This is a genomic window from Pseudomonas sp. MYb13, assembly GCF_002980075.1.
Classification (GTDB): domain Bacteria; phylum Pseudomonadota; class Gammaproteobacteria; order Pseudomonadales; family Pseudomonadaceae; genus Aquipseudomonas; species Aquipseudomonas lurida.
Genome location: NZ_PCQI01000013.1, coordinates 29,888 through 43,167 on the forward strand (window position 1 = coordinate 29,888; position 13,280 = coordinate 43,167).

12 protein-coding genes are annotated in these 13,280 nt (G+C 46.2%); 1 reads left to right on the forward strand and 11 read right to left on the reverse strand.

What is annotated here, in order from left to right; translation table 11 throughout:
* Positions 1 to 359: 359 nt before the first annotated feature.
* From CQ002_RS20980 to CQ002_RS21010, 7 genes are read right to left on the reverse strand one after another with little or no spacing between them, the layout of a single operon-like run.
* Positions 360 to 1,223, reverse strand: a complete 864-nt coding sequence (locus CQ002_RS20980) for an alpha-1,2-fucosyltransferase (RefSeq protein ID WP_105161852.1) — start codon at positions 1,221 to 1,223, stop codon at positions 360 to 362.
* Positions 1,220 to 2,557, reverse strand: a complete 1,338-nt coding sequence (locus CQ002_RS20985; RefSeq protein WP_105161851.1) for an O-antigen polysaccharide polymerase Wzy — start codon at positions 2,555 to 2,557, stop codon at positions 1,220 to 1,222. Before CQ002_RS20985 ends, CQ002_RS20980 begins: the two co-directional genes overlap by 4 nt.
* On the reverse strand, positions 2,554 to 3,732 hold the full coding sequence (locus tag CQ002_RS20990; protein WP_146117968.1) for a hypothetical protein: 1,179 nt from the start codon (positions 3,730 to 3,732) through the stop codon (positions 2,554 to 2,556). Before CQ002_RS20990 ends, CQ002_RS20985 begins: the two co-directional genes overlap by 4 nt.
* A 58-nt stretch (positions 3,733 to 3,790) precedes the next feature.
* The gene (locus tag CQ002_RS20995; RefSeq protein ID WP_105161849.1) at positions 3,791 to 5,071 is read right to left on the reverse strand and encodes an O-antigen translocase; all 1,281 of its coding nucleotides are present in this window, start codon (positions 5,069 to 5,071) and stop codon (positions 3,791 to 3,793) included.
* Positions 5,071 to 6,198: a DegT/DnrJ/EryC1/StrS aminotransferase family protein gene (locus tag CQ002_RS21000; RefSeq protein WP_105161848.1), complete on the reverse strand. Its 1,128-nt coding sequence runs from the start codon at positions 6,196 to 6,198 to the stop codon at positions 5,071 to 5,073. The genes CQ002_RS20995 and CQ002_RS21000 overlap by 1 nt, the downstream gene beginning before the upstream one ends.
* Positions 6,195 to 6,659: an acyltransferase gene (locus CQ002_RS21005; RefSeq protein ID WP_105161847.1), complete on the reverse strand. Its 465-nt coding sequence runs from the start codon at positions 6,657 to 6,659 to the stop codon at positions 6,195 to 6,197. The genes CQ002_RS21000 and CQ002_RS21005 overlap by 4 nt, the downstream gene beginning before the upstream one ends.
* The gene (locus tag CQ002_RS21010) at positions 6,652 to 7,056 is read right to left on the reverse strand and encodes an FdtA/QdtA family cupin domain-containing protein (RefSeq protein WP_105161846.1); all 405 of its coding nucleotides are present in this window, start codon (positions 7,054 to 7,056) and stop codon (positions 6,652 to 6,654) included. The genes CQ002_RS21005 and CQ002_RS21010 overlap by 8 nt, the downstream gene beginning before the upstream one ends.
* Before the next feature lie 1,162 nt (positions 7,057 to 8,218).
* Here CQ002_RS21010 and CQ002_RS21020 point away from each other — a divergent pair.
* On the forward strand, positions 8,219 to 10,114 hold the full coding sequence (locus tag CQ002_RS21020) for an acyltransferase family protein (RefSeq protein ID WP_105161844.1): 1,896 nt from the start codon (positions 8,219 to 8,221) through the stop codon (positions 10,112 to 10,114).
* A 331-nt stretch (positions 10,115 to 10,445) separates the two neighbouring features.
* Here the strand turns inward: CQ002_RS21020 and CQ002_RS21025 are convergent, their stop codons facing one another.
* From CQ002_RS21025 to rpsA, 4 genes are all read right to left on the reverse strand, one after another.
* On the reverse strand, positions 10,446 to 10,688 hold the full coding sequence (locus CQ002_RS21025) for a lipopolysaccharide assembly protein LapA domain-containing protein (protein WP_105163107.1): 243 nt from the start codon (positions 10,686 to 10,688) through the stop codon (positions 10,446 to 10,448).
* 22 nt (positions 10,689 to 10,710) lie between these two features.
* Complete coding sequence (gene ihfB / locus CQ002_RS21030) at positions 10,711 to 11,007, reverse strand: integration host factor subunit beta (RefSeq protein ID WP_003218804.1); 297 nt, start codon at positions 11,005 to 11,007, stop codon at positions 10,711 to 10,713.
* A 132-nt stretch (positions 11,008 to 11,139) separates the two neighbouring features.
* Positions 11,140 to 11,424, reverse strand: coding sequence for a hypothetical protein (locus CQ002_RS21035; RefSeq protein WP_098466071.1), 285 nt, complete (start codon positions 11,422 to 11,424; stop codon positions 11,140 to 11,142).
* 161 nt (positions 11,425 to 11,585) lie between these two features.
* Complete coding sequence (rpsA, locus tag CQ002_RS21040) at positions 11,586 to 13,280, reverse strand: 30S ribosomal protein S1 (protein WP_034102645.1); 1,695 nt, start codon at positions 13,278 to 13,280, stop codon at positions 11,586 to 11,588.

Below are 13,280 nucleotides of genomic sequence, written 5' to 3' on the forward strand. Positions count from 1 at the left end.
TTTTAGAAAGCGTGAAAATTGGATACATACATTACTTGCCGCTCATTATCCAAGTATGGTGGCAGTTTTCAAGCACGAGTCTAGGTAATTCGTCTTGGCAATCAGGCAGCGGTGCCAAACCACAGCGAGCTTGACGCCAATCATCGAAATCATCAGTTCTGGCCTCGAATGCAGACCACAGCAACAGCCGTGAACTCGACTGTCAACATATAAATTTACGATGGCAGAGACGCGATAATCATAGGGCAACATCGCACTAAATGCTGGGAAAGGCGCATTTGCACAAGCGGATGTTCAACCCTCATTACAGACAAATCCACCTATCTCCTTTAGCTTTTCAGCGACTAACTCTTAAGTTATTACTCGCTCAAAATATAGTTCCAGCCAATTAGCTGATTACTAGATTCCGATTGAAATAGGTGATTCGTACGGGGCATATATACGACAGGATTTTCGCTTAAACTTAAAAATGCAGTCCACCAAGCGAATGTGCTCGCACCTATTATATAATCTTTGCAACAAATCAAACTTAAAAAATCAGCAATTGCGGGCTTTACTTCAGTGCCGAGCAATCCACAAATTTCAAAATCTTGACCTTTAAAAACTTCCTCGCACCACTGTTTATCATCTGTGAATACTACAAACCGGCGCCCTTTAAAATGCTTAATTGCTTTAAAATAATAATCTTCACCCATGACCTTGTGACGAGGATCCGTTGAGAGTAAAAAGTCCCCCCGGCGCACATGAACACCTACACTGGTAGAATAAAGACTTCTTGCCTTATTTAGCAAAATAGAATGTTTCTGACGTATTAGCGACAAAAGCTCCTCTCGAAAATACAGAGAACTTTGAACATATTGAAAGTAGCCAAAGTGAAAATCTGCATTCATCGCATTGCATGACGTTTGAAATTTTGTGTCCGCGTCGTAATCATAAAGAAGGTAACTGCCAATTTTTCGCAGATGGGATTTTCTGACGAACAACCGAGCAACCTTAGCAAAAAAACCGGTTTCAAAAAAAATACAGCTTTGCGAGGGTTGACCATGATCAAAGTCAATCAAATCTGATAAACGTATGCCACCATGCATACCCTTACCGAGTAACATTTTGCTATTATACGAAACCGTGCGACCTGAAATAGACTCAACATATTTAGCCCACGCCAACTGAAAGAGTTGATTGCCCAAGCCACCCTGAAGCATAACGTTTATATGTATGCTCACCTAAAAACTCCGCGAGATCTTTTAACGTGCGCCATGACGATTGCCACGACCATTAGTACGATTGCAACTTGTAAAAATTTCAAAAGAAACTCATACATGCTTGAGCGAGAAAAATATACAAGATTTGGCAAAACTGAAAGAATTAAAAACAGAATTGCTCCACTATTTTTAATTCCAGCCTTGTCCTCTTTATATAGCGCAACGACTCCATCCAGCGAGCGGACCAAGTACCCAAGAAGAAGACACCAAAATATATAGAACAACCATCCTTTATAGTAAGCCTCAGCGAAGAAACTAGTAGAAAACCCGCCACTAACAAAATTTATACTACGAGCCTGATCAACACATACACCAAACGACTGACTGGTAGAACTCAAACATTCACCCACCGCGCTATCAAAATTTACGGCCCCGTACAGAACCTCAAAAGACGCACCCTGCCCATGCAGAGTCTGCGAGATCCTACCTATAACACCGCTTGCAAGTTCAAACCCTAATCTATATTCGAGCAAAACATTAGCAAAAACTAGAGACCCTAAACCCAATGTAATTAGAAACATATAATTTATTCGACGTTCCAATCCATAAACAAAAACGAATAAAAACAAATATGTAAAAAAGTAACCCCGAAGGCCGATCATTAAAAACCCGAGGGCAACAAACATCCACAAAAATGAAATAATCAAAATTCGATTATGGTGCTTTCCAAAAAGGCCCCATAACAACAATAGGTTCTTCGCAATAAAAAATGTAAAAATATGGGCGTGAAACTCGGGATTTTCTAATGCTGCAAAATAATCACCGACCATATATTCCTGGGCTAGAATATAAGATTTAGCTAAAAAGAAAAGCCCGCTACATAGCGCTAGAATTATGATAAAGCTATTTACCAGTCTGGGTAAAGACGGAGTTCTTACCGTTACCAAGCGTCTGACCAGCTTCAAACCTAGTCGCTCACCCAAGATATATCCAGAGACTATAAATAGAATCCCTAGCGCGAGAACAACCACCGACTCATGAATCGAGCGCCTACTTAAAACTATCCCCGCCTCAACAACGTCCTTATCAAAAAACAATGTCAAAAATGGGCGAACCCACATGAAAAAAAATATCGAAATTGAAACAAGTGAAGCGATGCTCAATGGGCTTTTATAATTTCCTTGAAAACAGAAAAAACCTAACAGCGCAGTGATAGATACTAAAAATGTATTATATAAATAGTCCTCTAAATAACTACCCTCGCGGCTTAAAGCCAGAATCACGAAGATAGTTAAAATGAAGTTAAAAAGTAAAAACAACCCGAACGCCAACTCACCTCGCTTGACTAATATCACAAAGACCGCCTCAGCAAAGCTTTGGCGACCGTTTTAAACTTCTTCACCATAAAAAGCTCGAAGGACTTAATGTACAAAACACGGGAAGGCGCACTTCTTTCGGCCGCCCTATACAACTTTTTAAATACCAGCTCAGCATCAAAGAACTTAGAGTATTCATAAGCATCGGATGAAATATCACAAGCGCCTTCGACAAATTGGTTGATTAGAACACCCATGGGACTTGATTGCTGTACTGGCTTTATACCTGCGTAACTCAACTCACCTAACGAGTAGCCTTTAGATTGTGAAACCCATCTGTATTGAGGTGCCTTAAGTTCATCTCTACGCGCCTTGGGAGGAACTACTACAGTGGGAATTTTATTCTTAGCTGCCTCTAGAGATGACGTGCCCATTGCAAACATTAGATCGATATTCTCACGGATAAAGCCGCTAAGCTCGTCTTTATTAACTGAAGGAATAAGGTGGTACTCTATACTTGAGTCAGATAAGGTAATTTCTTTTAGTGCATCAATAGCGTTACCATCACCGACAATATAAAAAACGATTTTTTTGTATTGTCTTAACGGTCCTTCTCGTAGAGAGCGGATATCAAGTATAACTCGCTCCAACGCATAAAACTTGAAATCCATGTCAACGCGACCAACCCATCCCAATCGGAGAATGTTCTTCGGAGCTTCATATTCGAAATGTATAGCTGGGCTCTTGTCTATGACGATCGGGCAAATTATATCTTGTATATTTTGACAAGCTACCAAATCACCAATATCAGCAAATGCCCCAACCTCATCAGTAAATACTATGGATTCGCTCGCAAGGTGCACGGCTAATGAACGCTTAGCCCTGTCTTTCAAAGCGTTGATTATCGCGGCTTTAGGGCCTTTCGAACTAATGTATTGGGAGTACTCTTCATCAGCAATTGATAGATATGCACCACGAAATGCCGCATATCCCATGCACCAAACGCAGACATGTTTAAACTTTATAAATCTTGCTGAAAAAAGCCAAAGCCGACTCATCTCCGAGGTTGGAAGAAATACAATATCGTATTCCTTAAATTTCGGTGTATCAGTAGGTGTAAGAACGTCGACATCGAAATGGCCGAGCTTCAACCAACCGCTAAGGCGCGCAAGAAGGTAATCAGTACCTCCGAAACGCCCTTGAGTTAAAATCAACACTGTCCTCTTCACCACTAAATATCACCCCGATTTGTACTGAAAGCTCTCGATCAGACTAATAGCCAAACTTATTGACTGCAGACAACTTGCCACCAATCAGCTCACGCCAAACGAAATAAGCCATGACCAGCCAATACAAAAAATAATTAACAGCATGCGCAATTGCAACACCCTGGAATCCAAATATTTTGGTGAAGCACCAGGTAAACGCTACAAAGCCAATAGCAAAAAACACTTCAGAAACGATAAATAGCTTCACCATAGCTTTACCCAGCATAAGATAAGCCAATACCCACCCACCTATTTTCAAAGTGTCACCAAACATCTGCCAAGCAAACAATTCACGCATCGGCAAAAACTCTTTCGTGAACAACGTAAGAATTATAAAATCTTTTAACAAGTACATGATTAAAGCACTAATAATAGCGATCGGTAATATTATACGATACCCTTGAATTATCTCAGCTTTAATTTCATCAGCACGCTTTAACTCAGATAATCTTGGAAGGTAATACACACTCAGCGTTGTTGTTACAAGCATCAAGTAAGCCGCACTTAAACGCCACATCGCCTCCCAATAACCGGCCGACTGCAAACCGAATACGTTACCGAGGTATTCACGTACAATCATATGACTTACAGGGACGCACACAGCCGACGTTAACGCCATCAAAGCATACTTACTGAGATTTACAGTGACAGATGAATCAATGCCGGAGAAAAAATATGAAACCTTAAACCAAGGCGCCCTATAGCAAAGTATGAGCGTCACTAAAAACGCGAACGACTGATAAACCGCTAGAGCGATTAAAGCACCATACAATCCAAAGTTTATAGCCATGAATGTGGTGATTAAAAACGAAAAAACGCTCCCCGCTATGTTAGCGAGCACATACCGGGCTATTTCTTTTTTCCCATTCAGAACAGCCAACAGAAGAGTATTAAATGAAAAAAACACCAACGAGGCGGCGAAGCATATAAATACCCCCCCGTATTCTTTGCTGTTCAAAAACCATTTCGCCAGCGCTTCGTTGCAAACGACGATAATAAGAGCACCGAGCACAGAGCCAACCAGAGCCACTGTACCTGCAGTCCCCCACACCTTGCGTTGTGTTATTTCATCATCAATGTATTCGGCAGTATATTTGGTTACTCCGGTATTAATAGCACCACTTGCAAACGTCGTTATCATTTGCATAGCATTCTGGAATTGTCCTAGTGCTGCATAGCCGTTAGGCCCAACATAGACCGCAAGCATCTTGTTGATCCCTAAGAGCGTCAACATTTTTATAGCGACAGCAATACTATTCAAAAGCCCTGTTTTTATCAGAGTCATTAGCTGCTGCCGACACTAAAGCTGTTACAAGCCGAAACGACTTTTTTCGCTTCTTCCAGAGTTAACGTAGGACCTAGTGGGAGACTTAACACTTCATCATGAATAGCTTCAGTAATGGGCAAAGACAACACTGACATCTCGGCATAAGCTTTTTGTTTATGAATAGGAATAGGGTAATGAATAAGCGTTTGAACGCCTAAGTCTTTGAGGTGCTTTTGAAGTGCCTCACGATGTGCTGTTCGAATGACAAACAAATGCCAGACATGTTCTTCTAATTTTATTACATCAGTGTCCGCAGGCAGAGGCAATACTATATGGGAGTTCTTAATACCGTTCAAATAAGTTTGCACGATCTCACGGCGCCGTATAACCTGCTCATCCAGATACTTCAGTTTTACAGATAGCACTGCAGCCTGCAGCTCATCTAGACGACTATTTACACCTTGATATAAGTTCTGATACTTCTCGTGCGAACCATAATTTCGAAGAGCGCGCAGCACTTGAGCTAGCTCCTCATCATTAGTCGTGATGGCTCCTGCATCACCAAGCGCCCCTAGATTTTTTCCTGGATAGAAGCTAAAACCTGAGGCATCTCCCCAAGCACCAGCCTTTCTACCATTGTGACTTGCACCATGCGATTGCGCGGAGTCTTCCAGCACTAATAATCCGTATTTTTTTGCCAACGATACCAAAGCGGGCATATCAGACAACAGCCCATAAAGATGGACAGGCAGCAACACTTTCGTTCTCGAGGTAATTGCCTGCTCAATACTGTTAACATTCAAATTGTAGGTCGTAGGATTGGGCTCAACTAAAACTGGAACGAGACCGTTTTCAGTGATAGCCAGAACACTTGCAATATAAGTGTTCGCTGGAACAATTACCTCGTCACCATCGTGTACAAGACCGAGCTCTTTCCAGGCTCGCAATGTCAAACTCAACGCATCTAGGCCGTTGGCGACTCCTACGCAGTATTTAGTACCACAATACTCCGCAAACTCGTACTCAAAGCGCTCTAATTCAACTCCACCAATATACCAACCGGAGTCAATAACGCGAACGCACGCCTCTAGTAGCTCAGCCCGAACATCGTGATTGATTGCTTTCAGGTCTAAGAACTTAATCATACTGTTAAATACCGAATTATTTTAGCTGGATTTCCAACTACTACTGAAAAATCGGGGACATCTTTAGTCACAACCGCCCCCGCGCCGACCATGGCAGAGCGACCAATGGTAACACCTGGGAGGATAGTCGCATTTGCTCCAATGCTTGCACCAAACTTAACGGTAATCCCTTCGAACTTTCCTGGATATACTTTCGAACGAGGCATTGAATCATTAGTAAATGTGGCGTTTGGCCCTATAAATACGTTATCTTCTATGCGAGTGCCATCCCACAAATACACACCCGACTTCAAGGTGACATTATCACCAATAATAACGTCACCTTCCACTAGGGTATGGGCGCACAAATTACAGTGCTTACCAATTTTCGCCCCCTCGAGCACAACACAAAATTGCCATATACGTGTTCCCTCGCCGACATCCTGACTTTTTACATCTGCAAGCTCATGTATTTTAGGCATGATTCAAAAGACCTATAAACTCTGGATAACTCCGAATATAGTCCTGCTCGTCATAATAATCACTGGCCAATACTAAAAGAACACAGTCGGCTGAAAAATCATGCATTTCATGCCATATCATTTTATCTATAAATATAGCTTTGCTTGACGTATCTAGAATAACTTCTTCAATTTTTGAACCATTATTCATCAACATGCGACACTGGCCCGAGACACAGATAGCTGCCTGCCGCAACTCTCGATGAGCATGGAAACCACGCGATACGCCCGGTCGCGTCCCCACCAGAAAATAAACGCGCCTAATGTCGAATGGGACATTTTTTTGCGCTTCTAGTACGACCAGCTGCCCACGCTCGTCACCGAGTACTTGCAGGTCGACCAAATCTACCAAACTCATTTAGATCCCTCTCAAAATCAAGGCTCATGTCAAGTCGCCATCACGAGGCCAAACCGCATAGAAATATCTATTATTAGACCACGAAAGGCTCTACATACCAAAAACCAACGTGTCGGTAGTCCCAACACACTCGTGCTCTCCTTTCCGTCAAGATCTGCTGAGATCTTGTATCGCAAGAGCGTCGCCTGAAACGCGCGGTGACCACCGTAGCTCGATAGTAAATTCGCCCCCTCTCTCGGGCGCATAGGATCGCTTAACCCACGATTACCTTGTGTCATGTGTCGTCATCAAGCACAACAGGCCGCGGGAATGAGAGACGATTAGCTATGCCTCAAGAGCGGCGCTCTCCCCCTATGCAATGGGCTCAAGCAACTGGCAAACCAGAGTCTGATGAAAAGCAAGGTGCTCTGTTCGCTTGCGGGATTGCACGCAAGTAAACCTTGAATAAGAAACTCACGCATTATGGCATGATAATCACAACGTCCGACGGCGACCTAGTGGACACGTTGCGCTAACAACATTTCTATCACTTGAATGCCCCATCGGGTGTCGATTGTGGCTAATTCGGCTGTCAGGCTGTGTGCTCACATCGCGTGGCATTGGTCAGCGACATCATCGCCATGTGAGTTTTTCGCGAGTTTGGCGAAGCACGTAACGATGCGACAGCTCTCCTTCAGCCAGTCAAACACACAGTCGACGGTGTTTCTCTGTCGGTATGGGTCTCTAGAACGTTGACGCGCCTCCGGCCCATGCCGACCGACACATTCCCCCTAACAGACCCGCCGCCGAGCAGTTGGAAAAAACCTTCTCGCGGTTTCAAACGTTCGGCTTGAGAGATAGGCGTACCGACCTGTTTGGTGAGGACAGGTCAATGCTCAAGCGTTCAGGGGAATACCTGGTTAACGCTGTGGAGCGGGTATTCACCCTCATCGGTTGGAGCTCTAAGGTGAGTGTGACATCGGAAAGAAAGGCAAGGCGTACGCTGCGTAAGAAGCAAAAGAAAAAGCCAAAGAAGTCAAGCGTTGGAACGTTGATAAGTACAAGGCTCAGGTAGAAAGAAATACTGTAATATCTCGCCCCGCGAAGGCTTCGGGAATCGCCATCAGCGCCGAAATACCAGACCATGCACTTCGTGAAAATAACAGTTACCGGATAGCGAATAATGGATTTTAGAAAAGACATAAATGGTTTAAGAGCGCTAGCTGTACTGGCCGTCGTTATTTACCACTTTAATGCGTCATGGTTACCGGGCGGATTTGCTGGGGTCGATGTGTTTTTTGTTATCTCTGGCTATCTAATGACGGCGATCATTTGTCGTGGGCTGAGCAGCAATGATTTCAGCCTGGTTCGTTTCTATACTGCACGGGCTAAACGCATCATTCCCGTCCTCGCTGTTATGTGTCTTGCGTTAATGGTGTTTGGCTGGTTTAACTTATTAGCAACTGAATATAAGCAATTGGCGCAACACGTTTATAGTAGCCTTGGATTTTACTCGAATACTGTTTACCTGAAGGACGTCGGATATTTTGCCGCAAGCACTAATGAGAATTGGCTGCTTCACACGTGGTCGCTTTCTGTCGAATGGCAGTTCTATATTATCTACCCAATCATGCTACTGGCCCTCAGTAAATTATTTGGAATCAGGGCTATCCGTTGGCTGTTGCTGTCGGCGGTTTTGATTGGTTTCATTTACTCGCTCATACTTTCTCCACGGTATCCTGATCAAGCGTTTTACTTACTGAAAGCCCGTGCCTGGGAGCTATGCGCCGGCGGGCTAGCGTTCCTGTTCCCTCTCGCGCTGGACAGGGCCAAAAGCCGTATTCTCGAATGGGCGGGGTTAGCGCTGATCCTGTCTGGTTACATCGTGATATCGAAAACTGTGGCCTGGCCCGGCTATTACGCACTCATGCCGGTCATCGGAACACTAATGGTAATCCTCGCCAATAGACAGAATTCTCGGCTGACCGGCAACTGGGTGTCTCAGCGCGTAGGCTTGTACTCGTACTCGATTTACATTTGGCACTGGCCTGTCATGGTCTATATGACTTATTCGGGGCAGCTCAATGGTTTTTCCAGTGAGTTGATAGGTGTCGTTATTTCACTGGTATTCGGTTATGCCTCCTATGCATTGATTGAGCGCAAGAGGGGTAAAGCTAAGAGCGGCGCGCGTTCTTTGGCTTGGTGTGGAGGTTTCGTAAGTCTCGTGTTGCTCAGTGTTTTCGTTTTTAAATCCGATGGACTTAATTCGAATATACGAGGTGAGAGCATCACTGAAAAAACAAAATTCGTGGACAGTTATGCAGCGCTGCATAAAAATCTTGGTGAGGCATACTGGCTTAAATGCAATTCTTATGAGGTCTTTGCCGCTACCGGTGCAAAAAATATCGACGCTTCTTGCACTGAAAAGAAGGGGATGGGTGGAGTTTTTCTTTGGGGAGATTCGCACGCAGAAGCGCTGTCATTCGGAATTCGTAGCAATTTACCTGCCGATGTTTCTTTCTATCAAGTCACCTCATCTGCTTGCGGAGCGACCCTCGGCCAAAATAAGTCTCCTGTGGCGTTCCAAGCTATGTGTAATGCATCCAATGCCTTCGCATTAGAGGAGATTGCTCGGATCCAGCCTGAGATAGTGGTAATGGCTCAACAGAACGCTCACGAGCTTACGGATTGGAATGAAATCGCTATACATCTCAAGACATTGGGAGTTAAGAAGATAGTTCTGGTCGGGCCAGTACCCCAATGGCAACCGTCATTGCCATTGGTGATCACTAAGCGTCACTGGAACTCTGCTGACAGTCAAATCATAGATCAGGGACTGGATCAACGGATCCTCAAATCTGACGCACTCCTCAAAGAAAAACTCGATCCGAGAGTGATCGACTACATTTCTGTTATCAGTGCTGTATGTGAAGGCATGGCCTGCCTGGCCAAGGTCGATGATGGACAGTCGCTAATGGCGGTGGACTACGGTCATCTGACCCCTTCAGCGTCCCTGTACGTAGGGCAAACGATACTTGCCCCGAGACTAAAGCAATTACTGCATCCCTCTACCAACTGAAAAATTTGTAACCACGCCCGGCACTCGCCGGGTGTCTTTTCTTCTGGATGAAAATCACTGGGCCAATGCATGTCTGCCTGAGCCACAATCTATCAGCGCCAAAGACGATCAGCATCTACTTGTAGCGATCAAGCATTCATGATTGGGGAGCAGCAGCATTCAGGAAGGATGGGGAAGGTAGGAAAGATGATTAAACGAGCCAGCGGACGTTAGCAATCCCAAATTTACTTGACCCTCGACGAAATCCGAAAACAATCACATAGACAAAAAACGGCACTTACTGATAAATACTCATGCAGCCCACTTATCGATCTCCAGCAAACTCGATTGTTTAACTCCGTCCAGCGGCGATCGACCTACGCCGCCGATGGCGTACCAAAACCGTTAACAACGGCCCAACCAGCATTCCAATCACCAACGCCACTACCACAAACACTGAGACTGGCACCTGTCCCGTACCAAACCCCAGGAACGAGAGAGAGACGTCCTGCTGGTTCTCCAAGACAAATGCTAACACCACCAACGCAATAACCAGCATTATCAGCACAGTAACAACGCGCTTAATCCCATGCATAGCGTTCTCCCTCCTCAAAAAATCAGACGCCCTCTTCCTCATCCTCATTCACCCGATCCCGCAATTCCTTCCCCGGCTTGAAATGAGGCACAAACTTCCCATCCAGACTCACCGACTGCCCAGTCTTAGGGTTGCGCCCCACTCGCGGTGCGCGGTAGTGCAGCGAGAAGCTGCCAAACCCGCGGATCTCAATCCGATCCCCGGTCGCCAGGCATTGGGACATTTGCTCGAGCATGGTCTTGATAGCCAGCTCCACATCCTTGGATGAGAGCAGCCCTTGATGGGTGACAATTCGTTCGATCAACTCCGACTTCGTCATATTTTTCCCTTCTTTTTCAAGCAGCTAGGAAAAGCGCTTCGAAGGTTTTAGCATGACTTGATGAATTTGAACAGCCCGCTCGACAACTTATCTGCAGGATAGATGACAACCCGCTATAGGCCGATTCCATCGTCAATTACAGATCACCAGCATGGTTCGCGTTACCGCACCGGCGGGGTTCCAGCCGAAAGGATAGTCACCCTCCTCGTCCTTGGCGTCGCTGGACCGGGTGATGACCTTGTAGCCCTGCATCTTGCATTCGCGGGCCGCTCGCTTCTCGCACTTCTCCCACTTGTTACCCAGCCCTGAGCAATCGACCTCAATGCCGCTGACGCCGCGCTTGGCGTGGGTCTTGGCGCTGGTGGCAGAGCAGCCCGCGAGCATGAGCACTGCGATTATTACGATAAGCCTGTTCATTCATATCCTTATTGAAGCAACCACGCTGAACGCGTTTTTGTTAAGACTATAGTCAGTTCTGACAGTGAGCTATACGCCCTGGTTCTCGGTTGTTGATTCAATAAATTTCAGGCACAAAAAAGGGCGACCGAAGTCGCCCTTTTTCTATGGTCTGACAGAACTTAGTTCTGTTTTTCCATTTGTGCACGCAGCAGGTCGCCCAGAGTGGTAGGACCAGCAGCAATTTCAGAGGTAGCTGGCTTGTCGCGCAGGCTCTGGATTGCTTCTTTCTCTTCAGCATCGTCTTTCGACTTGATGGAGAGCTGGATTACGCGGCTCTTGCGGTCAACGCTGATGATCTTGGCTTCTACTTCCTGGCCTTCTTTCAGAACGTTGCGCGCGTCTTCAACGCGGTCACGGCTGATTTCGGAGGCTTTCAGAGTCGCTTCGATATCGTCGGCCAGAGTGATGATGGCGCCTTTAGCGTCAACTTCTTTCACAGTGCCCTTAACGATTGCGCCTTTGTCGTTGTCCTGAACGTATTCAGAGAACGGGTCGCTTTCCAGTTGCTTGATGCCCAGGGAGATACGCTCACGCTCTGGGTCAACCGACAGGATAACGGTGTCCAGCTCGTCGCCCTTCTTGAAACGACGAACAGCTTCTTCGCCCACTTCGTTCCAGGAGATGTCGGACAGGTGAACCAGGCCGTCGATGCCGCCGTCCAGACCAATGAAGATACCGAAATCGGTGATCGACTTGATGGTGCCGGAGATTTTATCGCCCTTGTTGAACTGGCCAGAGAAATCTTCCCATGGGTTAGATTTGCACTGCTTGATGCCCAGGGAGATACGACGACGCTCTTCGTCGATGTCCAGAACCATAACTTCCACTTCGTCGCCGACTTGTACGACTTTCGAAGGGTGGATGTTCTTGTTGGTCCAGTCCATTTCGGAAACGTGTACCAGGCCTTCCACGCCTTCTTCCAGCTCAGCGAAGCAGCCGTAGTCGGTCAGGTTGGTAACACGCGCGGTCACGCGAGTGCTTTCTGGGTAACGAGCTTTGATAGCAACCCATGGATCTTCACCCAGTTGCTTCAGGCCCAGGGAAACACGGTTGCGCTCGCGATCGTATTTCAGAACCTTGACATCGATCTCGTCGCCAACGTTGACGATTTCGGAAGGATGCTTGATACGCTTCCAAGCCATGTCGGTAATGTGCAGCAGGCCATCCACGCCACCCAGGTCGACGAATGCGCCGTAGTCGGTGAGGTTTTTGACGATACCTTTGACTTGTTGGCCTTCCTGCAGGGATTCCAGCAGAGCTTCACGCTCGGCGGAGTTCTCTGCTTCCAGGACGCTGCGACGGGAAACGACAACGTTGTTGCGTTTCTGGTCGAGCTTGATGACCTTGAATTCGAGTTCTTTGCCTTCCAGGTGCGTGGTGTCGCGCACTGGACGAACGTCGACCAAAGAACCTGGCAGGAACGCACGGATGCCGTTAACGTCGACAGTGAAGCCGCCTTTAACCTTACCGTTGATAACGCCCTTGACCACTTCTTCAGCTGCGAAGGCTGCTTCGAGAACAATCCAGCATTCAGCGCGCTTGGCTTTTTCACGGGACAGCTTGGTTTCACCGAAACCGTCTTCAACCGAGTCCAGAGCAACGTGAACTTCGTCACCGACATTGATAGTCAGGTCACCAGCATCGTTGTAGAACTGTTCCAGCGGGATCAGAGCTTCAGACTTCAGACCAGCGTGAACGGTTACCCAGCGAGCTTGGTAATCGATATCAACGATAACACCGGTGATGATGGAGCCTGCCTGAAGGTTCAGGGTTTTTAGGCTTTCTTCAAAGAGTTCCGCAAAGCTTTCGCTCAT